The 24,683-nt window shown below is 42.2% G+C and carries 18 protein-coding genes and 1 other RNA gene; 14 read left to right on the top strand and 5 right to left on the bottom strand.

Translation table 11 applies throughout. The features are described from left to right. Nucleotides 1-373 precede the first annotated feature (373 nt). Complete coding sequence (locus NH462_RS00665) at nt 374-2,464, bottom strand: winged helix-turn-helix domain-containing protein (protein ID WP_253103280.1); 2,091 nt, start codon at nt 2,462-2,464, stop codon at nt 374-376. 115 nt (nt 2,465-2,579) lie between these two features. On the opposite strand from NH462_RS00665, the gene NH462_RS00660 reads away from it, so the two are divergent. Further along, entirely contained in the window at nt 2,580-3,791 is a 1,212-nt protein-coding gene (locus NH462_RS00660; protein WP_010371386.1) for an alpha/beta hydrolase-fold protein, read from the top strand. 252 nt (nt 3,792-4,043) lie between these two features. Here the strand turns inward: NH462_RS00660 and NH462_RS00655 are convergent, their stop codons facing one another. From NH462_RS00655 to NH462_RS00645, 3 genes are read right to left on the bottom strand one after another with little or no spacing between them, the layout of a single operon-like run. Then, nucleotides 4,044-4,625 carry a GNAT family protein gene (locus NH462_RS00655; RefSeq protein WP_253103269.1) on the bottom strand — a complete coding sequence of 194 codons (582 nt, stop codon included), beginning with the start codon at nt 4,623-4,625 and terminating at the stop codon, nt 4,044-4,046. Nucleotides 4,626-4,631: 6 nt separating this feature from the next. Continuing rightward, nucleotides 4,632-5,810: a beta-propeller fold lactonase family protein gene (locus tag NH462_RS00650; RefSeq protein ID WP_253103267.1), complete on the bottom strand. Its 1,179-nt coding sequence runs from the start codon at nt 5,808-5,810 to the stop codon at nt 4,632-4,634. 30 nt (nt 5,811-5,840) lie between these two features. Beyond that, nucleotides 5,841-6,980, bottom strand: coding sequence for a patatin-like phospholipase family protein (locus NH462_RS00645; RefSeq protein WP_253103265.1), 1,140 nt, complete (start codon nt 6,978-6,980; stop codon nt 5,841-5,843). A gap of 554 nt (nt 6,981-7,534) precedes the next feature. Between NH462_RS00645 and NH462_RS00640 the strand changes: the two genes are divergently transcribed. The 7 genes from NH462_RS00640 to NH462_RS00610 all read left to right on the top strand — a co-directional run bounded on the left by NH462_RS00640 (nt 7,535) and on the right by NH462_RS00610 (nt 17,437). After that, nucleotides 7,535-8,413, top strand: coding sequence for a DUF3014 domain-containing protein (locus tag NH462_RS00640; RefSeq protein WP_010371393.1), 879 nt, complete (start codon nt 7,535-7,537; stop codon nt 8,411-8,413). 146 nt (nt 8,414-8,559) lie between these two features. Further along, nucleotides 8,560-8,656: signal recognition particle sRNA small type (ffs, locus tag NH462_RS00635), an RNA gene on the top strand. 202 nt (nt 8,657-8,858) lie between these two features. Further along, entirely contained in the window at nt 8,859-9,413 is a 555-nt protein-coding gene (locus tag NH462_RS00630; RefSeq protein ID WP_253103263.1) for a Tn7 transposase TnsA N-terminal domain-containing protein, read from the top strand. Beyond that, nucleotides 9,406-11,244 (top strand): Mu transposase C-terminal domain-containing protein, encoded by a 1,839-nt coding sequence (locus NH462_RS00625; RefSeq protein ID WP_253103255.1) that lies wholly within the window; start codon nt 9,406-9,408, stop codon nt 11,242-11,244. The genes NH462_RS00630 and NH462_RS00625 overlap by 8 nt, the downstream gene beginning before the upstream one ends. A 2-nt stretch (nt 11,245-11,246) precedes the next feature. Further along, entirely contained in the window at nt 11,247-12,260 is a 1,014-nt protein-coding gene (locus NH462_RS00620) for a TniB family NTP-binding protein (protein ID WP_253103253.1), read from the top strand. A 124-nt stretch (nt 12,261-12,384) separates the two neighbouring features. Then, nucleotides 12,385-16,683, top strand: a complete 4,299-nt coding sequence (locus NH462_RS00615; protein ID WP_253103251.1) for a hypothetical protein — start codon at nt 12,385-12,387, stop codon at nt 16,681-16,683. A 142-nt stretch (nt 16,684-16,825) separates the two neighbouring features. Continuing rightward, complete coding sequence (locus NH462_RS00610) at nt 16,826-17,437, top strand: hypothetical protein (RefSeq protein WP_253103249.1); 612 nt, start codon at nt 16,826-16,828, stop codon at nt 17,435-17,437. A gap of 31 nt (nt 17,438-17,468) precedes the next feature. Here the strand turns inward: NH462_RS00610 and NH462_RS00605 are convergent, their stop codons facing one another. Then, nucleotides 17,469-18,299: a hypothetical protein gene (locus tag NH462_RS00605; protein ID WP_253103247.1), complete on the bottom strand. Its 831-nt coding sequence runs from the start codon at nt 18,297-18,299 to the stop codon at nt 17,469-17,471. 405 nt (nt 18,300-18,704) lie between these two features. Here NH462_RS00605 and NH462_RS00600 point away from each other — a divergent pair, with 405 nt between their 5' ends. Genes NH462_RS00600 through cas6f form a run of 6 tightly spaced genes read left to right on the top strand, consistent with a single transcriptional unit; the run spans nt 18,705 to nt 24,603 of the window. Further along, entirely contained in the window at nt 18,705-19,025 is a 321-nt protein-coding gene (locus tag NH462_RS00600) for a helix-turn-helix transcriptional regulator (RefSeq protein ID WP_253103245.1), read from the top strand. Beyond that, nucleotides 19,022-19,723, top strand: coding sequence for a hypothetical protein (locus NH462_RS00595; protein WP_253103243.1), 702 nt, complete (start codon nt 19,022-19,024; stop codon nt 19,721-19,723). Before NH462_RS00600 ends, NH462_RS00595 begins: the two co-directional genes overlap by 4 nt. 34 nt (nt 19,724-19,757) lie before the next feature. Continuing rightward, nucleotides 19,758-20,936, top strand: coding sequence for a TniQ family protein (locus tag NH462_RS00590; protein ID WP_253103241.1), 1,179 nt, complete (start codon nt 19,758-19,760; stop codon nt 20,934-20,936). A 3-nt stretch (nt 20,937-20,939) separates the two neighbouring features. Continuing rightward, nucleotides 20,940-22,991, top strand: coding sequence for a type I-F CRISPR-associated protein Csy2 (locus NH462_RS00585; RefSeq protein WP_253103239.1), 2,052 nt, complete (start codon nt 20,940-20,942; stop codon nt 22,989-22,991). Then, nucleotides 22,991-24,013: a type I-F CRISPR-associated protein Csy3 gene (gene csy3 / locus NH462_RS00580; protein ID WP_253103233.1), complete on the top strand. Its 1,023-nt coding sequence runs from the start codon at nt 22,991-22,993 to the stop codon at nt 24,011-24,013. The genes NH462_RS00585 and csy3 overlap by 1 nt, the downstream gene beginning before the upstream one ends. After that, nucleotides 24,010-24,603: a type I-F CRISPR-associated endoribonuclease Cas6/Csy4 gene (cas6f, locus tag NH462_RS00575; protein WP_253103231.1), complete on the top strand. Its 594-nt coding sequence runs from the start codon at nt 24,010-24,012 to the stop codon at nt 24,601-24,603. Before csy3 ends, cas6f begins: the two co-directional genes overlap by 4 nt. Nucleotides 24,604-24,683: the final 80 nt, after the last annotated feature.

The following is a 24,683-nucleotide window of genomic DNA, read 5'->3' as shown; positions in this document are numbered from 1 at the left end:
TGTCTCTTACAACACGGAGTAGGAGCAGGTTTCCCCTGCGTCTTGAGTATTGTTATGTGGCCACTGCTCGTCGCGTAAAGTGTCCCCTACAACACGGAGTAGAAGCAGGCTTTCCCTACGTCTTGAGTATTGTTATGTGGCCACTGCTCATCGCGTAAAGCGTCCCCTACGACATGGAGTAGGAGCAGGTTCACCCTGCGATCTTGAGTGTTTTTGTTGTCACATATCGCCGCGTATAGCGTCTCCTCCAACACGGAGTAGGAGCAGGTTCACCCTGCGATCTTGAATGTTGTTTTTGTTGTCACAGGTCGCCGCGTAAAGTGTCTCCTTCAACATGGAGTAGGAGCAGGTTTACCCTGCGTTCTTGCTCTATCTATGTGCCTTGATCATCAGGTGTATTAAATGACACGATATGCTTTTGCATCAAATGCATTTGAGTAAACAAAAAGGTTTCACCGTTAAAATCTGCCAAGTAACGGCTGTTACTGGGTACCTCTGCAAGGTGTTGATATATCCCTGCACTGAGATGATAAGACCATAGTTGGTTGTCGTTGTTTACGCCGTACAATATACCGTCTTTATAAACGGCAAATGGCTGCGCTAACTGAGCGCGTAACGCATTGATCTCAGTCGGTATAGGAGCTGTGTTTGTGTTAACAAGCCAAAAACGCTGATTCATATCTTGATACAGAAAATGCTCACTATCTACTTGCGTGGCCCAAACTACATTTTCAGAAACAATGAGTGAGGCCTCTTTGGTATCTTTATTAAGAATGTAAAGCCCCGCGTTTCCATTCTCCCTTGCTGTGACCAACAACGTTTTCGGCGTTAGCCACTGCAGGACAGAATCAATGGCAAGCGAATTAGCAATGAGGTTTTTTTCACCATTTAAAGACCAAATAGTGAGTCCCTGTTGTGTTGTGCCCGCTATCTCATTACCCGCAGGAGACCACACAATTCGTTTGCTGATATTGTCTTGCTGTGAATCGGTAAGCTGTGAAACACCTTGGTCATTGTAAAGCCATAATTGCCTTGAACCAGTACGTGTAGATGTAAAAGCAATATGATCACCATGAGGTTGAAACTGAGGGTTGTCTTCCTTCATTGTTGTTCTGGCTATCTTTGCTGCCGCAGCGGTTTGGTGATTTCGTATTTGAGCAAGACTTAAGGTAAAAATATCGGTATCGGCATTTATCTGTGTCGCTAAGATCTGTTTTCCATCAGCTGAAAAAGAAGCCTCTCTTAGATTCTTTCTGCCCCCAGTATCAAGAGCAATCATTCTCCCGTTGGTTTGCAGTTTATAAAGTCCGTTGGTCGTCGATGCGAGCAAATACTCGCCGCTTGGGTGGTAACTGACTTCAATTGGCTGCAATGGTGACAATTCGTGCGGTAGTACTATCTTTGCCGTGATCGTTGGCGTCTTATCGGGATTGTAAATATTCAGGTGATGAGAGTTGTGCTCATCAATGCTTACCATGGCGAAAACATTTTGATTTGCAAGGTAGTCAAGAGTGTAGTTTTCAAAGTTTGGCAAATACTCGGTAGTGCGGCTTTTTCTTGTTTTTAAATCAAAAAGGTAGGGCACTGCTTGTTTAGGACGCAAATGAGATAAGTAACTTATCTCGCCATTTTTCATCCAATTTGCACGCCACATGGGCTTTTCTTGGCAAGCGATAACGGCATGTGGATTTTGTGGTGAGTTGATTGCGGTATCGACATCTAGTGTGTTTAAAGACCAGCAAAAGGGAGACGTCTCTTGAGCCTTGCAATGACTCCGTTCGGTAAAAGTTAGTTGCTTTGCGTCGTGTGACCAACTTGGTTTTCCGTACACGCCTTGGCGAGCGGTTAAGCGAGAGGTGTTGTGCGAGGCTAGATTTTTTACCCAAAGCTGACTATGGCAATTATCGCTAAAGCGCTGAAAAACAATCCATTGGCCATCAGGTGAGTAGCTGGCATTTGCATCCCATGCGTCACTTGTGGTCATTAGAGTAAAAGTAGGTTGAATAGGTACTCTGGGGTTGGTCTCTGGTTGAATTATAACCGTAAAGAGATAAGCCGTGATAACTATGGCTAGGGCCGCTACACCAAGTTTTGCAGCGCGTGGGCGAGATTTTTGAGTCGCTTTATGCGCGCTCGGCTTATCGTTTATCGACGTAACGGGTGCCTCTAAACTATAGCCTTTTTTACTGTGCGTTTTTATAAACTCTAACTCACTATCAGCATATTTGAATACTTGGCGAATTTGGAAAATGCAGCGCTGCAATGTATTGGGAGAAACAACTCTGTCGTGCCAAACGGTGTTAAGTAGTTGCTCAAAGCTCACCACTTCTCCTGGTTGTTTTGCCAATTCACAAAGCACCGCTATTGCTTTAGGGGGGAGCGCATAAGTCTGTTGGTCGATAACAATATGATTGCGATTTACATCTACAAGGTGATCTGCAATCAAAAACTGCTTTAATTCCATTTTAAAATTCTTTTTTCAGCGAATTATCAGCGAAAAATCAGCAAACTTTGCTGTTTTATCGCCCTGTTTTTTCCTAATGTAACACACTGATAAAAATAAACTAAAAAGGAAAGTCATGCGTTTTATTATTTTGCTAGTGTTAATGCTACTTGCTGCATTGAGCAAGGTGTATGGGCAAACATTAGAACAACAAGCCATCACGATTGGGTCTAAAATAACCTTTGCATCTAAGATATTAAGTGAGAATAGGGAGGTCATGGTTTATACGCCAAATGATTATGACCCTAAGAAACAATATCAAGTGTTGTACTTACTCGATGCTGAATTCTTTTTTACCCAAACCGTGGGTATTGTGGAGTCTTTGGTTAGCACTGGAAAAATACCTGCTACCATCGTTGTTGGGTTGAAAACCACGGTGAGAACTAGAGACTACTTACCGCCAATTAACGGTGAGCCCCAAAGTGATAGACAGCGTTGGATTAAAGAGAAGTTTCCTCAATTTGGCAAGACAGCCGAATTTACAGCCTTCTTAACTCGGGAGTTATTTCCTTTCATTGAGTCGCAATATTCACTCAAACCTAATCGTACGTTAGTAGGGTATTCCAATGGTGGGATCTACGGACTACACACCTTTTTAAATAAGCCAGAGATATTTACCAATTATCTGCTCGTTAGTCCGCCAGGTTGGTGGGGTGAGGAAGAGCTGGATCAGCAATTTAAAGCACTTAGCAACTCAACGCATGATTTACGTCGCAATCTGTATATTAGTATCGCAGGGGAAGGTGGCGACTTTTACACCAACGGTATGCGAGTTGCGTCAAACCTGAAAGCACTCAGATCAAAAGAGGTAAATTGGCAATTTAGCCTTAAAGAATTGGAAACGCATCAAACTACGTTTTATCCAAGTCTCTATGAAGGATTAACGAAACTTTTTGACGATTTCTACTTTGAGCTCAATGAAGAAGCCGGAAAATATGCGCATATCTCTGATATTGAAGATTATTATCTAAAGCTTTCTAAGCGCTATGAGTTTGATGTGTTAGTGCCAGAGTCTATATACAGAGCACTTGCTGACGCGCAAACCAGCCATAAACGCCTAGACGCTGCGCTCGCGACTTTAAATGCATTTGTCACGCGTTATCCCGACTCGTCTTATGCCCATGCCAGCCTAGGCCATGGATATTTAGAGAACAAAGCGTATAACAAGGCGCTGAAAAGCTTTAATCACGCCTTGCAACTTGCGAAAGCACAGCAAGTCGACGATCCGTCAGTATATGATTATTTCGAAAGCATGATAGCTCAAGCAAAAAGCAAAATCGTGCAGTAAGCTATACAGATCGCCGCGTAAAGCGGCTCCTACAACACGGAGTAGGAGCAGGTTCACCCTGCGATCTTGTGTGCTGTTTTTGTTGTTACTGCTCGCTGCGTAAAGCATCTCCTACAACACAAAGTAGGAGCAGGTTTACCCTGCGAGGTTGTGCTATGTTCTGTTTTTGTTGTTACAGATCGCCGCGTAAAGTGTCTCCTACAACACGGAGTAGGAGCAGATTTACCCTGCGATCTTTTATGCTTTTACTACCTATCTGTCGAGCTTGCTCAATAAATGCTGCTTAACGGTGGGCCATTCTGAGGCGATAATCGAATACACAACGGTGTCTCTTAGCTCGCCGTTTCTACCGAACTGGTGGCTGCGCAAGATACCATCGAGCTTGGCGCCAAGTCGCTCAATGGCATTGCGAGAGGCATGATTAAAAAAGTGGGTTCTAAACTCTACGGCAATGGCGTCAAAATCTTCAAAAAGTTGCTGTAACAGCAAAAACTTACACTCCGTGTTAACCGCTGTTCGACGCACTTTATCGCTGTACCAAGTATAGCCTAGCATGGCACGGCGATTGGCTATATCTGCATTGTAATAGCGGGTGGTTCCCACGATTTCGTTACTGCTATTTAGCCTTACCGCATACGCAAGGTTGCCTTCAGATGCTTGGCTTATCGCAGTGTTAACATAGCGCTCCATATCGTCTGGGGTGGGGACATTGGCATACCAAAGCTTCCATGCTTCACCATCTTTTACTGCCTGTTGCAGGGCATTAATATGGGTTGTTGATAATGGTTCAAGGGTAACATGGTGTCCTATCAGTGGTTTATCAGTTGGCCACATGCGTTACTACTTCCTTATTTTGAGTATTTTGATGGTATCTTGTTTTGCAAGAGATACGGCTAAATGATTTGCGTCAGTCACAAAAGCCAAGGCCGATATATTGGCTAAGGGATTGGTCAAATCATCAAAAGTTGCGATATGTGTGAGCTTGCCCGTTGCGGTAACGCTAAACTCTGCAATACCAGAGCTACTCTCAGAGGCTGCGAACAACCTTTTGCCATCAGCAGCAAGTAACAAGGTGGAGACACCGTTAAGTGGCTTGCCAACTTGGTTTGCATCAATGGTCTGAAGCAAATGATATTGGCCGTTTTGTTGACGCTCAAATGCTAAAATGCTGTTACTGCCCGCCGCTGCAACATAAAAAACAGTGAAATCTGAGCTTGCAACCAAGGCTTGTGGTTTACTGAGTGCGAGCAGGTTAGTGTCGTTTTTAACGATGCGCTGCTTAACAGTATAAGTACCTTGTTCCTGTTGCCACAGCGTAATGACATCGCCTTCATAACCTGCGACGATAAGCGCGTTAGCCTCTTTATTTACTAGCACATCCACAGGCCCACCCATATCAGTTTGCTCAGCGCTATCAATTGGGCCGAGCCACGTCACGCTGTTTGTAGGAGTGATCCTAAAAGCAGTGACGGTATTGCTTTTATAACTTGGGATAAATGCATAGCGCTTGTCGCCACTTAAACTAATTTTCCAAGGTGCAAACAAGCTAAGGGTGTCATGAGTAGAGGCATTTTTGGTTGGATCAAACACCAATTTGTAAGACACTTCGTCAGAAAAGGTTTGCACAAGGTTAAACTTACCCGCTTTATCTTTTGCAAACACATTTAATGCACCATCGTAAAAGTTAGTGTTAAGAATGAGGTTGCTATTGACGAATACCGCATCGGATGCGCCAGTAAGTAAAAGCGGATGCGCGTCGCTCGATTGAAAGAGTTGCTCTTGGACTAGCTGTTTATTTGCATCAAGCGTAAATGTAACCACTGCGTTATCGTCGCCACTTACTGCAACGGCCTGCGTACCTTGGTGATTAAAACGCAGCTGCCTTGGATTATCTAAGCCGCTAAACCCAGCGGTGTTATTTTGGATGATTTGAACAACATCGAACGTTTGGCTGTATGCGCTAAATGAAATTGACCCAAGTGCGATAAGCAAAAGTGCGCTTATAGTAGGTTTATACATCTTTACTACCTATTTTTATTATTGTAAATCTTACTTGAGCTCCAAAAACTCTCTCATTTCGTCCAAGCGGTTTATGCCGTCTTCAAATCCAAGCTCAATGAGTTTTTGTGTATAAGTACGCTCAAACAGCAAGTAACTCGTTAAACTCGACGGCGAATGCTTTTTAACCCCCATGGTTCTGAGCAACAGCTTGATTGCCAACGGCATATCTTCGTAATAATGATCTGCGACTTCATTAAAATTAACCGTTGGCTTGATGAGCATATGATCTACTCGCCTAAGCTCTTTGTGCTTTTCTCTGGCCGGTAGCAAACTTACCGTACGGTTGACGCGGTCGAGCCGTTCGATGTCTGAATTTAAGGTATCGCTAAACACACTGTCTAGCAGGTGACCGGCGACCACAGACATTCCTGGAAAATGCGGTTCATAACCGAGCGGCTGTGGTAGTTTAGGCTGCTCAACACCGATCACAAAGATTTTATCCGCACCTAAGTGAATGGCAGGGCTAAGCGGGGAAAGCTGGTGGATAGAGCCATCACCATAGTAATGATGCTTAACGCGCACGCTTGGAAACACCATAGGTATAGCCGAACTTGCCATGAGTAAGTCGAGCGAAATTGTGCCCGGAACGCCTTCGCGCTTTGAGCGCTGCCAAGGTTCAGCATTGTTCGCCTGATAAAACGCCACTGATTTACCAGTAGAATAGCTCGAAACCGTAATCGCGATTGCATCAAGATAATGGCGGTGTAGGTTGTGATCGATGCGATTTAAATCAAGCACATTGGCCAGCAGCTTTCGAAGCGGCGAGTTATTTAACAAGCTGGCTGGTGGCTGATTAAGGTATTGCGCTTGAAAGCTGCGCATCATATTGGCAAATAAATGGCCGTATGCACCCGTAAACGAGCTTTTGTACACCATGTCGGTGCTAAAGTTCTTCCAAATATATTCAACTTTTTTCACCGCAAGGTGAAAGCAAGATGCGTAACAGGCAATCCCCGCCGAGTTAATTGCGCCGGCAGAGGTGCCAGTAATGATTTCAAAAGGGAGGGGAGAAGTACGAGGCATACTCTGCGCAAGCGCCTTTAATACCCCGACTTGATATGCGGCCCTTGCACCACCTCCAGTCAGTAGTAAGGCAATTTTTTTATCACTCGTTCTGTGCTTTCTCAAAAGAGGCCATCCTGCTGTTAAATTTTATTAATTTAAATTTGGTCTTTTTATGCGTTATTTATCTTTGTTGATGTTGTAATGCTTTAGGTGCAAAGAGTTGATAACTCCAGTAAATGCGTTATTTTTAGTAGTAAAGTGCCACTTTGCCCTTAAGCCGCTTATAGGTTGTATTATTTATTCTAGTTGAACCTAGCTAAAACCCAAGTTGTCTGAGTGCACATACCCGCGCAACATATTAGGCTATTATTTTGAAATTTAAGCACTAAAGCGCTATGGTGGCACAAACAAATTTTAACAAACTAGCGGTTTAATTTAGTCGCTAATTGGCGCGATTTTGTATTTAATAAAGTGGCAATTTAGCTTAACTTCAATGTACTGAACTTAAGTTCGGTGCTCAAGTATTTTTATTAAGATCAAATGTTTGAACAAGGTGTAGCCAGAGTTTGCACCACAACGCATTTTTTTAGGGTTTCAGCGCGCATTAAGTTATTAGTCAAGTATTTGGTGATAGTTTTACATTAACGCGTATCAACAATGACGAAGAGGGAGTCCCCATGTCAGAGAATCATCAAGAAGGTAATAAAAGACCTTCTAACAGCCAGTTGTTATTTGCCGCAGTAGTTGTACTAGCGTTGATTATTGTGGCTGTATTTGTGCTAGCACAAAAAGACACTCCATCGACGGAAAACCAAAAGGTAAAACAAGATATTGTTGTGCCTGAACAAACCGAAACGCCACTGGTCAATACCGCAAGAGAAACACCACCTGAGCAAGTGGTTGAGCCTGAAGTAACCTTGCCACCGCAACGAGAGCAAATCGAGCCAGAGCAAGTAGAACCGGTTGAACCTGAAGTAACGCTACCACCGCTTTCACAAAGTGATACAGAAATTAAAGAAGCGGTATCGAATTATCTTTCTAATCAAGCGGTAAAATTGCTGGCAGATGACGACGTGATCCGCCGCACGGTAGTTTATGTAGATAACCTAGCAAAGGGTAAAGTGGCAGAAAACCACGCACCAGTGGTGAAGCCGCAAGATGGCTTTAGCGTAATTGATGACGACATTATTATTACCGATCCTAACAGCTACGAGCGTTACACACCTTATGTCGCCATGTTCGACACCATGAGTACCGCGCAAGTGGTTAGACTATATGACCAATACAAACCATTATTTGAAGAAGCATACGAAGAAATAGGCTACGAAGGAGATGCATTCAACGGCACGTTAACGGATGCAATCGACGAGTTGTTGGCAACACCCATTCCAGACACCGCACTGCCTTTGGTAAAAGACTCAGTTACCTATAAATATGCTTATGCAGAATGGGAGCAACTTTCTCCGGCGCAAAAACAGTTTTTAAGAATGGGCCCTGAAAACATGAAGAAAGTGAAAAAGCGCCTAGAAGAAATCAAAATTGCGTTGAACAAATAAGCGCACAGCCTCATAAAATCCACAAAAGCTTGGCAAACTGTTTAAACATCACCCAGTTAGTCAAGCTTTTTGACTTTTCCCTTGCATCCCCCTGCAATCTTCGAGATAATTCTTCCCGCGCCAAACAAGGCCCTCAATGGTAGTCTTATTGGTCCTCTCGCAACAATAGTACGTGAATCTGGTCAGGTCGGGAACGAAGCAGCCACAGCGTATGACTTGTGTGCCGGGATGTGGCTGGTAAGACTGCCACCCAAACCTCTATATGTGTTGTTTGAAGTATAAGTTGTCATATTAGCCCTTCAAACCTGTCAGAATTTGCATAATAACCTGTCATAGTCTAATTATTAATGAGCACAACTCGTTGGATCTAATAATGATTAGGCGGAAGCTCAAACATTCCAGAGTAAAAAACTTATACAAATTTGCCAGCGCAAAGAACAATTGTATGTGTTTAGTCGAAAGCTCACTTGAGTATGATGCATGCTTTCATTTTGAATACTCCCCTAAAATAAAAAGTTTTGAAGCGCAGCCCCTAGGTTTCATGTATGAATTTGAAGGGAAAAGCAACAGGTATACACCTGACTTTCTGCTTACCAATACATCAAATAAACAGCAACTGATTGAAATTAAGCCTAAATATAAAACGGAAAGCTCAGATTTTATTGCTCGATTCACTCAAAAACGCAAAACAGCTAGAGAAGATCTCGGAATTGATCTTGTCTTAGTGACAGATGCACAGATTTGTATTGAACCCATGCTGGATAATCTTAAGCTATTACATCAATATGCAGGGTATCAAGCACTTACAGAGTTACAACTTACTATTCTTAATCTACTTGCTCGTTATAAAAAACTTCGTGTTGGTGAACTTACCCAACTTATCAAAGTAACCGTGGGTGATATCTTTTCTTCAATTTGTAGGCTGTTAACTCTTGGTAAAATTAGCTCTGATCTTTCTTCTAAGCTCAGCTTAGATTCACTGGTATGGCGTGATGAATAAAGATGATTTTGGTTTTGAAGATGAGTTTACTAATGAGCCTGCACTATTTAAGCCCATTGAGTCGAAGTCAATTAATCGAGACTTAGCTACATATCCTAAAAACATCCAACAAACAGCAGTTGCTCGAACTAAATATTTGCAATGGATTTCAAAACGATTGATTGGAGGATGGACGGAGAAAAACTTAACGTTGTTGTTAAAAGATATCCCAAGCTTTGAAGGTGAAAAGGTTCCATCATGGCGAACGCTAGCAAGATGGCACAAGTTATATGTAGAGTCAGGCGGAAACATACTTTCACTCGTTCCGAGGCACGACCGCAAGGGCAATAGAAATACACATTCAGAGACAGACAAATTTTTTGAGATGGCGTTAACTCGATATCGCACAAAAGAGCGCCTATCTGTTGCGGCGGTGTATAGATATTACAAAGATCTCATAACATTGGAGAACGATTCGGTAATCTCTACGCCTTTAAAAGCTTTGTCTTACAAAGCATTCAAAAACAGAATAGATAGCTTACCTCAATATGATCTGATGGTGGATAGATATGGCAAACGGCTTGCAGATATTGAGTTTGCCACAGTTGATAGTCACACCTTACCCCTACGGCCTTTAGAAAGAGTAGAAATTGATCACACTCCATTGGATGTAATTTTGCTTGATGATGAAACACTCGTGCCTTTGGGGCGGGCCAATCTAACATTGCTGATGGATGTATATAGCCGGTGCATTATTGGATTTCATATTGGTTTTAAAAGCCCGGGCTATGTCGCTGTAATGCAGGCTATACGGCAAGCAATGATACCAAAGGAGTCTATCGTAAGTAGATATCCTGATATAACAGGTGATTGGCCGTGTCATGGAAAGATAGGTACTTTAGTGGTTGATAACGCCTGTGAGTTTTGGTGTGACTCGTTAGACTCTGCTTGCCGTCAGGTAGTTACAAATATCCAATTTAACAAAATAGAACGTCCTTGGCATAAGCCTTTTGTAGAAGGTGCATTTAAGACGATCAACAATAAGTACAATGGTGATATCCCCGGGAAAACCTTCTCAAACATAGCTGAAAAGCATGATTATGATCCAAAGAAATATGCTCATGTTCGGTTTAGTACATATGTTCATCAGTTTCATAAGTGGGTTATAGATGTTTATCATAAGGAGCCTGATTCACGTTACCGCTATATACCATATGAATTGTGGCAAGAAGGGAATGAGAAAACGCCAGTGTATACGTTAGATGCTCAAGAAATAGAAGATTTAGATGTCGTTCTAGGTATTACCACTGAGCGCACCATACGCAAAGGTGGTATTACATATGAACACATTAGGTATGATAGTGATGAGCTTTCTAGCCTGCGAAAGCTAATGGCACGAAAAGAATCAAGAAAAGTAACTATCAAAATAAATCCAAACGATCTCTCTGAAATTTACGTATTTATAAAAGGTGAAGATGGCTATATTACGGTGCCAAGTGTGAGCCCGAAGCAAGAACAAATTCAAGGCCTTTCGCTTGATATGCATAAGATAAATGTTCGCCTTTTAAGAGAAAATACTTATGAAAAAGTTGATGAAGTAAGTTTAGCTAAGGCTAGGCTCTACATTAACGAGCGCATTGAAGAGGAAGTAAAAGAAGTTTCCCAAGCCCTCAGAAAAGCAAAAGTTAAAGGTGTGAAAGCAATTGCTAGAGCTAAAAATATTAACAATGAAAACCTGACCTCTATTGCAGCTCCAGCCTTACCCCCTAAAAACAAAGAAGAGATAAAAACGGTTCAGCCAAAAGACGATGACAACTGGGATGATTTTGTCTCAGATCTTGAGGCGTTTTAGTTATGCTGACCGAGGCTAAAAAGGCAAAACTCAATCAATTCAAAGCGGTGTTTATTGAATACACCATACCAAAGACCATCATAAACGATTTTGACAAATTGCGTTTGCACCACGACCTTGCAGGTGAAAAGCCGTGCATGATGTTAAGTGGCGATACTGGCTGTGGCAAATCGGCACTGATTCAACATTATTACGATAACAACCCACCACACTTTGCTGATGGTAGGCGCAAAGTACCTGTACTGCTGAGCCGAATACCGAGTAACCCATCAATTGAATCCACCTTAAAGCAGTTACTGCACGACCTTGGACAGTTTGGTGCTAAATCTAGCAAACGACTTAAACATGGCAATGAAATAGCGTTGGCTGAAAGTTTAGTTGAGCAATTAAAGCGTTCAGGTACAGAGCTAATTATTATTGATGAGTTTCAAGAGCTTGTTGAAAACAATCTAGGCAAAAAGCGCCGAGACATCGCCAACCAGTTTAAATACATCAATGAAAAAGCGGGGATCTCCATTGTACTAGTCGGTATGCCTTGGATAGATCAAATAGCCGATGAGCCTCAGTGGTCATCACGTATTTTTATTCGCCGCTTTATTCCTTACTTTAAAATATCAGAGAAAAAAGAGCTTCAACTATTTATTCGTGTTCTTAAGGGGTTTGCAAATCGATTGCCATTTTCAGACAAGCCTCGTTTTGAGGATTTGGATATCGCATTATCACTTTTTGCCATTTCAAATGGTTGCCTTAGAAAGCTGAAAAACTTCTTAGACTCAGCACTTACTGAAGCACTCATCTGTGATGCAGTAACGCTCAACAAGCAATGCTTAAGTTCTGCGTTTAAGGCATGGCGGCCAGAACTCGACAATGTATTTGAGATGAATGTTAATAAAATTCAAGGCTGTGAGGTGGAACAGTATTCCACGTTTAAACCCGATGGGCCTCATGATGAAGATCCATTTATAGATACCCAGTTTTGTAAGAAAGTGCCGTTGGTGCAGTTGTTGAAGAAGTGAATTGTACAGACGCCAAAACGCAAAGGTTTGACTTTAGCTTACGCAAATAAGATAACATTAAAAATCAACAGCTTTTAACTCAAGAGTTAGTTTGCACTTCATATATCAAAGCAGTAAGGAGCTTATGGAAAACTACATAAACTTAAACAGAGCTTTTGCTTTGATACCTGAAAATCAGGAAAAGGAATACCAAGATGAGTGGGGTTCTTTTTTTGGTAGTTCTAAGGAGAAAGGTTGGCGCGATGTACTAAAAGAATACCGTTGCATCATACTTGCAGAGGCAGGAGCAGGCAAAACCGAAGAGTTTAGGCAGCAGGCTTCCAATTTGATGAAGCGAGGTGTTACATCTTTTTTTATTCGTATCGAAGACATTGATAGCGACTTTGAGGAAGCGTTTGAAATAGGTTCTCAGCAGGAGTTTAGAGAGTGGTTAGATGGGAGTGGCGAAGCTTGGTTTTTTTTAGACTCAGTTGATGAAGCTCGATTAACAAACCCAAATGCTTTCAAAAAAGCTATTAATAGATTCGCCACATGCATCTCAAATGCTAAACACCGAGCGCATATATTTATTTCCAGTCGACCTTATGCGTGGAGGCCAAAAGAAGATAGAAGTATTGTAGAAAATAAATTATATCTACCTCAGTGCCAGAATACGAAAGAGCCTTCAGTCCATGATGGTGCCGAGGCCGAGAATGATCTTAGTGCGTTAACCGTGGTGATGCTTAAGCCGCTAGATAGTGACAGAGTAAAAAGTTACTGTGAAGCGCGTGATGCACAGAGTGTTGACTCTCTTCTAGAAGAAATAGAACGGTTGAATTTGTGGGCCTTAGCAGAGCGCCCTTTTGATCTGGAAAACATCATTGATAAATGGCGAGAGGCAGGCGTTCTTGGTAGTCGAATAGATCTTTTAAAGCACAATATAAAATCAAAATTGACCGAACAACACTCTGTTGATAGAGCCGGCAGCCAACACTTGGTTTTGGAACAAGCCTTAAATGGGGCCCGTAAGCTAGCGGCTGCAGTTATATTAACTGATACCGCTGGCATAGTTATTCCAGATTCAATATTAAAACTGAAAGGAATACACGCCTGTGAAGTATTAAGTGATTGGGCTCCAAAAGATATTCGAGCACTACTAGAACTGGGTATCTTCAATGATATTATTTACGATACGGTTAGATTCCGTCACAGAGAAATCAGAGAGTTATTAGCAGCAGAGTGGTTTTACTCTTTGCTGCAATCTGGAGCTGGTAGAAGCTCAATCGCCGCGCTTTTTTTCAAGGAGCAATATGGCGAACAAATAATTACACCAAGGCTTCGCTCAGTTTTAAGCTGGTTGATTCTATTTGATGATACTTTCTATCAGCAGGCAATAAGTATTGCACCGGAAATAGCTGTTGAAGGCGGCGATCCAGCCATATTGCCACTACCGACACGAGAACAGTTGCTAGAGAAGATTGTGTTTGAAATTGCAACTAATGAAGATGGCCGTGGTGCTAGAGACAATTCTGCTATAGCAAGAATTGCCGGAGAAGACTTAACACCTAAAACGGTCGAATTAATAAAAGAGTATTTTGATAACGATGATGCCATTTTTTTTCTGGGGCGTTTAGTATGGCAAGGAAAAATGGTTGATGCTTTAGCGTTGTTTGAGAAAATTGCTCAGGATGCTAACAGAGATAAATATGCCAGAGTAGCTAGTGTGAGGGCAATTGCAACATTGGCTGAACCCAACCATAGTGCAGAATTATGGGCTAAATTAAATAACTCAGATCATGCTATTGAGCAACGTCTATTAGCTGAACTGTTGGAAGAGGCCTGCCCTAATGTACACAATGTTGAACACCTACTAAAGTCCCTTGAAGTAATTGATTGTGATAAAAGAAAAAGTGACTTCTACTCTTTGCGCAATGCAATGGATGACTTTATATGTAAAGTTACAATTGATAATAACGCTGAGGTGCTAAATAAGCTACTAGATGGCTTGGATAGGCTGTTTAGGTGTACACCATTCATAGACGATGAATATTGCAAGGTTTCAGCAAATCATGCTTGGTTGATTAGTTATGCCGCATTGATGTTGGAAAAAATGATTGAATCAAAGTGTGAGTTGGCTTTGTCACAAAGAGCCTTGTCTGTACTAATCTATATTTCACAAGTTAAATCTTGGGGATATAGGGAATATGATGATTATGAAGATAGTCTAGGAGAGCTAATCCCGAAGTGGTCAGCACTGAATGATGCTTTATATTGGGAGACTATACATCAAACACGGACTCACCTTCAGAGAGAAGGGCAAAGTGTTACAGATAATTGGGATGTGTCTAGTCACAATTGTTTTTGGGAGTTTGATGAAAGTTCATATACAAGACTATTGAATAGTATTCCTAGTCTAGAGTTTCTGGACGATCAGTTGGTCGCGTTGAGTACGGTGATTAGACTTTACTGGTGGGCCGATAAACCTAAAAAGATATTAGATGAGTTGAAAGTAGCAGCTCAGACTAACTCTTCCTTGCAAGGGTTAATGCAAGCAAGGCTTGGTCCAACACTAACTGAAATTAGTGACACTCAAAGGCGACTTTATGCCAGAAGAAAAAGGCAAGAAGTTGTAGAAAAAAAAGAACAGCAGCAACGGCAAGAGTGGATCCAGAGCCTACGTAGTGCACCAAATCAACTCGTGGCGAAATCGCTTCTTAACAATGGTGAAATATCCAATAACATTGTATGGCTTTACTCCGAAATTGTTCAAGAAGGGCTAATTACGACAAGAACAGGTGGAGCTGATTGGCAAAAACTTATACCTGAGTTTGGTGAAAAAGTGGCAATGGAGTACCGAGAAATAGCACAAAAGTTATGGCGCAGTTTTAATGTGCCTCTGCAGTCAGAGCACAGGTCGTATATAAATAGTCACTCTTATGCTCTTATTGTTGCCCTTGCTGGCCTTGAAATCGAATCGCGCGAGTCATCAGCATTCCCTCATAACCTCTCAGACACCGAATTAAATCAAGCATTGAGGTTTCTAGGTAAAGAACTCAATGGCTTCCCTAGTTGGCTTGAAGATCTATTCAAAGTTTATCCATTAGCAACGACTGAGGCGATGGCAAAAGAAGTCATCTGGGAGCTTGAATATGCCTCTAAAGATGACAAAGTGCACTACATATTAAGTAATATACTGCACCAAGCTCCATGGGTACATGAAGCTATTGCTCCCGCGATATTCGACTGGCTATATAACAACCCAGAAAAAATCATTAAGTTTCCAGAGTATTGTGTCCAGATCATGGTTGGTGGGAAATATCCTAGAGAAGCTCTGGTCGCATTGGCAAAACGCGAGATAAGCAGAGGAACTCCTACTGAAATTCAGGCTCGTTGGTACGCCATGTGGGTCGACTGGGAAGCCGAGCAAGCAATACCAGAGCTTGAAGTGTGGTTAGAAGGGTTATCTGTTGAGCAAGCTAAAGTTACCGCTGAAACCTTTGTAGCTTATTTGGTTGGTGATAGAAGTGGTCGCGGGGGAATTGGGGGCATGGAAACATACATTACCCCTCGATACTTAAAACAACTTTATATTTTAGCGTATAGGTTTATCCGAGCTGAAGATGATATCGACAGATCTACAGGTGGGGCTTACATGCCTGGACTTCGAGATGATGCACAAGCTGCTAGACACCGCCTTTTCTCACTACTATCTGAGTTACCAGACAAAGCTGCTTATGATGCGATGAAAGAGTTAGAACAAGAGCATCCAGAACCTAATTACCGTCATTGGATGAAAAAGCAAGCATATAAAAGAGCTGAAGCCGATGCCGATTTGGAGCCATGGAGTTGTGAGCAAGTTTGTCAGTATGCTACCTATCAGTTAGTCACTCCAAGAACCCATAAGCAGTTGTTTGAGTTGGGAGTCTTGAAACTGAAGAACATGAAAATTTGGCTAGAGCAAGGAAACGATAGCCCATGGAGAACTTGGCAAAAGGCCGAGCAAGAAAATGAGGTGCGCAACTTAGTAACTGGTTGGCTTAATCAAAATTGCCGAGATCAATACACAACTGCTCAAGAACCTGAATTAACAAATGGTCAAAGAATGGATATTTGGCTCAACAGCAACTACGTCAATGCGCCAGTACCTATTGAATTGAAATTATTAGACAAAAGCTGGTCAGGAAACCAGTTGTGTGAGCGACTAAGAAACCAATTAGTTGGTGACTACCTCAGAGCCAATGGAGCATCTTGTGGTGTATTTCTCTTGGTTTCAGCCAATACAAATAAGAGTTGGCAAATAGATAACCAAAGTGTTTCTCTTGATGAATTACGTGATGCGCTGATGAATTATTGGACTTCAATATCCAAAGAATATCCAACAGTTAGTGCAATAGAAGTGATTGTCATAGACCTGAACCGAAGGGGGGCAGCTAGTGCACATTAAAATGCATAATACAGGCTTGCTCAATTTCTACCTCTACTTTACGGTTTCGAATAGTACGTTTATTTACTGTTCGGTACGGGCAACGAATGAGCTCCGGTAGATTAAAACCTGCCAAGGTTATATGAGTTTGTGGAAAACTGACATGATAGAAAAATTAATAATTTTGATAATAGGTAGTTGCTTAGGCTTCTCTTTTGCCATTTTAAAAGATTGGATTAATGAGAGGGGGAGGTTGAAATCTGAACAATATTATCTAGCGATTATTGTAACAGCTTACCTTGAAAACTTCCTATCCAAATGCACTGAAGTCGTATGTGACAATGGTAAATTAGATGCTGAGGGTGAGCGCCGTGTTACAGCTGAGCAACCTGAGCTTTCTCTAATAGATTTAGATGTAAATTGGAAGTCATTAGACAAGGAGCTTTTATATGACCTGCTGCTGATTCCAGAGAAGGTGAATGATGCAAAACTGAAAGTTTCTGAAGCTATTGAATATGCTTATAACCCACCAGATTTCGATGAAATATTTGATGAAAGGAAATTGCAGTATTCAAAGGTAGGTTTATTGGTTTGCTCATTAATTGAGCGCCTTCGCAATACTTGCAACCTTCCTGAAAAAGAAGCTTCGAAGTGGTCGTTTGAGCAGGTTTTTAATGAAGTAAAAACGGAAGTCGAAACCTCTATTAAAAACCGTAAAAGGATTCAGTGTGACACGGATAAAAAGCTTATGCGAAGTATTGAAAAGGACAAGTGAGCAGTTTGATAAGGCTAGAGCTAGCCACAATTTAGGTATAGCTCTCAAAATATTCGAGTGATTCACGTTTTAGCTGTTTTGCTTTAAGTTGAGCCTGTTGCAGCTTATGAGGGCTTGGCTCAGGGAATGATAGCCACTTATAAGGATAGCTTCCTTTTCTAAACAATCTGCAAAGTACTGCAGAGTTAGGCACAGGTTTAAAATCTCGTAATGCACTGTTATTAAAAGGGAAGAGTATATAAAGTTTATTACCTTCCTTTCCTTTTTTGCTCAGCATTTGGCAAGTCGCTAATATGTAGTCATCAGTCTCGATAATCACATTGAAGTTGTTGAAGTTCCAAGAAGCAGCATTGAGTACTTTCGCTTGTAATTTATACTCTCTGGCCCCGATAAATGTTGTAAATGGGAACTCTTTTGCGGGTAAACCGATAGCGCTATTCCTAGTCAGGTTATCAATTGCTCGCTTGGTTATTTTTTTCTTGCGCTCTACTTCTAGGTCTAATGCTCGTTGGGCAGCGAGCCGTTCAGCTTCGACCTCTTTTTCTATCTCATTTTTGAGAGCGTCATCACACCAGCAATAAATCCAATTTGAGTAAAGCTCTATATTACGAAGCGCATCAATAACAGCTTCCAAGGGCTGCTCAATGAATTGAGATAGGTCGACTTCTAGCGTTGGTACTTTGTTGCTTTTTATAAAGTTTACTTTCTCATCGCTACAGGGAGCAGTGACTTTAACTTCGATGAATATTTTTCCCACAGATGTTTCCAGTTCAACATCCATTTTGTATTTATCCAAGGGCGACTCTACCGAACCTTGTAAGATTTTGACGGGTTTTGGAGGCCGTACTTTGGTTTTATTCATGTGTTTACATTCAACGGAAGGAAGTAATATTTGCTCTTGAGCGGCTAAATATTCTTGCGCGAACCTATGTAGAGCAGTCATTAAGCAAGAGCTTTTCTCGGGCTTTGAGGTGTGCGCAAAGGAGTGTGCTTTTATCTTCCCTCTGTTTCTTGCTATGAGTTTATCATCACAGCCAGGACATGTGCATTGACATAACTTGCCATTTGGAACGTCATTAATTGAGACTAGTTTACCTAGTTTGTTGCGTGCAAAAATGAGCAATGTTTCATTCCTTGCGCTCTTTATTACAGTCGATTTAAAAATATACTTAAAAATTACGCCTTACTTAACTAAGTATTCCTTAGTACCAAAGTGGGCGCTATACTAAGAGAATCTTAGCTATTGAAGTTAGTAGCTAAGGTACTCATGGAATCACCAACGCCCTTACGCCTTAAAGAAGCCCGCAAAGCTGCTGGCTACACACAACAGCAGCTAGGCATTGCTTTAGGTATGGAGCCCAACACGGCCAGCGCAAGAATGAACCAGTACGAAAAAGGTAAGCATGCACCAGACTTTACAACCATGAAGCGTATTGCAGATGAATTGGGCGTGCCTGTCGCTTATTTTTATTGTGAAGAAGATAAACTAGCCGAACTAATACGTGGGTGGAGTAATATGAGTGGAGATGCGAGAAATCAAATTATTCAAATAGCGAAAGATAACTCTGGTGAGTCAGATTTATCGTGATGAACTTCACAGCTAACACTCAAATTGAGTTGCAAGAGATACTCGAGAAGCTAAAGGTAAAAGTTTTGCCACGAGGAAAAGGTAGGACTTCAGAGCAATGTGAGCAATGGGTTTTTCGTGAATCATTGAATCTACTTTTTTGCTTTAACAAGGTGCAATTACCGCTCAATGTGACAAAAAGAGAAAAACCGGATTTTCACGTTGAGATGGCTGGAGCTAATTATGGAGTTGAATTAACTGAAATAATCCATCCAGATCACGCTAAGGCTTTGACTTTGCCGCAAGCAAACGTGGTAGATCCTTCACTTTTTAAGTGGAAACAACCGCAGAGAACGAAGCAAGAATTAAAGGAAGTTGCTTCGAGGAATCAGCTGACCGGTGCTCCTTGGATAGGAGACAGTGTTGAGCGTGAGTTTGCCCAATCTGTTTACGACACCATTTTGAAGAAGCATAAAAAACTCAAGTCACATTATACTCAATACCCTTCAAACTGTTTGTTAGCTTATCATAATCATTCAAGCCCATGCCTAAGCTACGAAAAAGCCCTTAAATTTACCGAAGAAAAGCTTAGCTTATACTGGGGAGATGGTTTTGATTTCGTTCTAGTTTTGAAATATAAAAGCTTGTTTATTTTTTCCAAAAGCAAAGCGTTCATATTAAACCCAAATGAATTTGACGAAGTAATAAATACGAACTAAACCTAAACTAAGCTTTCCTTAGTTTAGGTTTAAAATGCAACTCCTTTCTCAAACAACTCCTTACCCTGATGAAACCATTGAAAGCTACTTGCTTCGTTTGTCACAAGACAATGGTTACCTTGGTTTTGCTGATATGGCTGATATTTTGTGGGATTGGCTGGTAACGCTAGATCTCGAGCTTGAAGGGGCTTTTCCAAATGAGTTGCAATCGGTTGATGTGTATAAGGCGTCGCAATCGAGTAATTTTCGAGTTCGAGCGCTGCGGTTGGTTGCGCAGTTAGCAAGGATTGAAGCGTATGAGCTGCTCAACTTGTGTTGGCTCCGCAGTAATACACAGTTTGGTGCTATTACGGCGGTTTCTCGTGGTGGGTTATTAGTGCCTCGTCAGTTACTTCGCAAGTCTGGGATTCCTGTTTGCACGGAATGTTTAAATCAAGATGCGCACATACCTTACCTTTGGCATTTAAGAGCCTATAAAGCTTGTCATAAGCATAATCAGCAGTTAACTAGAATATGTGGGCAATGTGATGCTGAAATTGATTACAGAGCGTCTGAGGCGTTTTTAGAGTGTGAGTGTGGTGCTGCAATCAAGCAAGGCCCAAAGGCAAATCAAGCAGATTTAAAATTGGCAAATGCCCTTGCAAGTCATGCTGCTGCAAAGCTCGTTGGGCTTCTGGCTTGGTTTAGCCAGTGGCAATCTATCAGCTATGATGACGATGAGTTTAGCGAGTTGTTTGTAAGCTACTTTTCTAACTGGCCCAGTGGGTTTGAGGATGAACTAAGTAATACCGCTGAACTTGCTAAAGTAAAGCAGCTTAGACCGTTTAACCACACCGCATTTAATGATGTATTTGGTAGCTTGCTTAAAGACAGCAAACTGGCGTGCGCTGGCTCACACGGCTATAACACAGTGCAGTTGGCCATCATTGCATTTTTAACCAAGCTTGTTGAGCAAAACCCAAAGAAAAAACACCCAAACTTAGGTGATCTACTACTCTCTATGCTCGATGCCGCCGTAATTCTTGGCACAAGTACCGAGCAAGTGTTTAGGTTATACGAAGAGGGCTTTTTGGCAGCTGCTCAGCAACCTAAAAAGAATACGTTTTTAAAGTCTAGCGATAACGTGTTTTACCTCAGACAGGTTATTGAACTACAACAGTCTTTTGCACCGAACATGCCTAATAACCAACAACAATTTGTACCACCATGGTGATCAATGGAACTGCACACTCTACTTCAAAGTACCTCAAGCAAAGAGCTTACCCAAACGCTACGAGCCGCATTTGCACCGTACTCTGAACATGTTGATATTACAGGGAATGAACCTCAAGCATTGGTGATTCTAATTAACCTCACCTACAAGCGAAAAGACATCAAAGACTTAACGAGCGTGAGTGCCGCCAAAGCCGCGTTGCGTGATGAGCAACACCTTAAAATTTGTATTGATGAAGTAAAGTGGTATCACACTCATAATTTGAAGTACCCAGATATTCGAGTCAGCCACCAAAGGCTATTGGCGCAAGTAGTTGATGATGGGTTTAGGGTAGTCAGCAGCGCCAGTTACCCAATGCAATTTGGCTGGTCGCACGACAGCGCTAAAATCAATCATGCTAAGTTGTTTTTAACAGGCTTTGTTTGGCGTGGTGAACAAGTGTGTTTGGCACAGCTGCTTGCAAAACAAGAGGGCTTTTGGGTAGCACAGTTTAGAGCGCTAGGGTTACTAAAAAGAGATGTGATTGCAGTGTGTGAGCAAATAGCTGCGCAGCTCCCTAATGAAGAACTGCCCGAGCAAATTAGTAATTACACCCCTCAGTTACTTATTCCAATTGAACATGACTACTTAAGTATTTCCCCTGTTGTGAGCCATGCCGTTTTAGCTGCGCTGCAAATGGCAACGCGCAGCGGTTTGCTTAAACGTGGGGTTATTGAGCACAATCGACCCGCAAATGTGGGAGAGCTGCCTAGCGTACTGGGCGGCAGAGTGAACGTGCTTAAGTATTTCGCCAAAACTTACAGTGCGACAACCGTTAACGACTACTACAGCCAAGACGATCAAAGGCTTTTTAATGTGGCGGCATTAAATAGCAAAACAGTGACTGAGGCTTTGCTGGTGCTATCAAAGTCAAAGCAGTTTAATACGCTTAGGCAAAAGCGCTTGGCACGTATTGCTGCAACTAAAGCGTTACGAACAGCACTTTATGGATGGTTAGAAAAGCTCATAAAGTTGGCGCAAAACGAAGCGATAAATAACTCAGATCCTGAGCCAGTAAAGCTTTTAGCCACGCAAGAATTTAAGCAGTTAGAGCTTGTTTTAAGCCAAGAGTTAAACAGGCAAATGAGTGGGCTTAAATGCTTAAAGCGTTACGCTTATCACCCAGAACTAATGCCTATCTTAAAAGCGCAACTTAGCTATGTGCTATCGCATCAAAATAATCAAGAAGATGAATTTGAGGCGGAGCATATTCAGTACGTGCATTGTCAGAATTTACGCGTCTATAACGCCGAGGCAATGCCGAATCCTTACCTAATGGGTATGCCGTCAATCACCGCACTTGAGGGTTTGGGGCATCAATTTCAACGTAAGCTGCAAAAGTTGCTGGGCGGTGGCGTACATGTGATTGGTGTGGCCGTGTATGTTCGCTCGTACCAATTGCACAACAACAAGCAGTTACCAGAGCCCAACAAACTCAAAAAGGATGGTCAAAAGCGTGTGCCGCTGCGCTCGGCAATTATGCAAATACCTAAGTGCGATATATGTTTTGATTTGGTGTTTAGGGTGCAAACCAACAATCAAGCCGTTGCTAACGACTTGTCTGAAAACCTGCTAAAAGCGGCATTTCCATCGCGCTATGCGGGTGGTACGCTCCATCCGCCATCGTTATATGATCAAGTGGATTGGTGCCAAGTTTATGCAAAACCACAGGCATTGTTTGAGCATATTCGCTCTTTGCCTAAAGGTGGTTCGTGGCTTTATCCAACCTCGGTCGAGGTAAGCAGTTTTGAGGAACTGGCTGAGCAGTTAACGCTGCGACCTACTATGCGGCCAGCTGCACTGGGTTACTTAGCTCTTGAAGAACCAAAACCAAGGCAAGGCTCAATCACCCAGTTACATTGCTATGTTGAGCCTGTTATTGGGTTGCTTGAATGTGTAGATGCGGTTACTGTTCGGCTCTCTGGTGCTCGGCATTTTTTTAATCATGGGTTTTGGGCCATACATTGCAAAAAAGCATCTATGCTTATGAAAAAAGCCAAGTTTGAGTACGACTAATGAAACTCCCGCGCCAGCTCTCATACACCCGCTCGCTCTCGCCAGGTAAGGCGGTATTTTTTTATAAAACGACTGAAAGCGATTTTGAACCACTACAAATTGAACGGCAAAAGATCCGAGGTCAAAAGTCAGGGTTCGCCGAAGCCTATAAAAATGAAGCCACACCCAAAGAACTTGCACCGCAAGATTTGGCGTTTGGTAATCCGCACACCATAGAGCTTTGCTATGTGCCGCCCACCGTGCAACAACTCTATTGCCGGTTTTCACTCAGAGTAGAAGCAAACAGCCTAGAACCTAACGTATGTGGAGAGCCAAAAGTAAGTTATTGGCTCACACGTTTTATGAACACCTACAAGCAGCATGGTGGCTTTGGGGAGTTGGCAAAGCGCTATGCCAAAAATATCCTCATGTGTGAGTGGCTATGGCGAAACAAAACATCACCCAATGTGGATCTAGAGATAGTTGGCGAAGGGTTTGAACCTATCAGTATTACCAAAGCAAACCGTTTACACTGGAATGGCAAATGGCGCGAGGCTGAAGATGCGTTGCATACACTCACAGAAGTGATCCAAACAGGGTTAGAAGACCCTTACAGTTTTTGCTTTTTAGAAGTAACCGCCAAGCTCGACACCTACTTTGGGCAGGAGATTTACCCAAGCCAATCATTCGCAGAAAAAGATGACTTAGCAAGAACTTACGCTTATACCCAAGTAGCGGGTAAAGACGCAGCCTGTTTTCATTCTCAAAAGGTAGGGGCTGCCATTCAAATGATTGATGACTGGTACGATGAAGACGCAAACAAACGGTTAAGGATTCACGAATATGGCGCAGACTACAAAAACGTGATTGCCAGACGCGCACCAAGCAACCGTTTAGACTTTTATTCACAGCTACAAAAAGTGGCTATATACGTAAAAGAAATGGAGCAAAGCGGCCTAAAAAACCAAGAGCAAGCCAGCCATATTCACTACATAGCAGCCGTTTTAATCAAAGGCGGGTTATTCCAAAGGACCAAAGAATGAGCCGAGCATATTTCACCATTACTTACCTACCAACAAATTGTGATGTAACCCTATTAGCAGGCCGCTGCATTGGCATATTGCACGGTTTTATGAACAAACGAAGCTGCAACCACATTGGTGTAAGCTTCCCTAAATGGACCGACAAACACCTAGGTAATCAAATAGCTTTTGTGAGTGAAGATAAAACCACACTTAAAAACCTAAGCCAGCAAAACTATTTTGAAATGATGGCCCACGACAAGCTATTTGAAATAACTGCCATAAAGCCAGTACCAGCTGAAGCCACTGAAATTCGCATTATCCGTGATCACAGTCTGGATAAGTTATCTATGGGCGAAAAACGCCGCCGAATGGAACGCGCAAAACGCAGAGCCGAAGCTCGCGGTGAAGAATACATCCCACAGTACGTGCCGACCGGCACAGAAATTAGCGCATTTCACAAAATCCCCATCGCCAGCAAGAGCAATCAAAATGACTTTGTACTGCATCTAAGGTTAGAGCCAACAAATTCAATACAAAGCACATATAACAGCTATGGCTTTGCAACAAATGAAGAGCACAAAGGCAGTGTTCCGTTGTTAACCTTTTAAATAACAATAGCTTTAGGAGTGCAGCTGTATATCAAAGAGTTACGAGCTGTTGGTAAAACAAAGGTTATTTGCCGAAAGTA

The organism is Pseudoalteromonas sp. OANN1 (assembly GCF_024124685.1).
GTDB classification, from domain to species: domain Bacteria; phylum Pseudomonadota; class Gammaproteobacteria; order Enterobacterales; family Alteromonadaceae; genus Pseudoalteromonas; species Pseudoalteromonas piscicida.
This window is presented reverse-complemented; position numbering and strand designations above follow the sequence as displayed.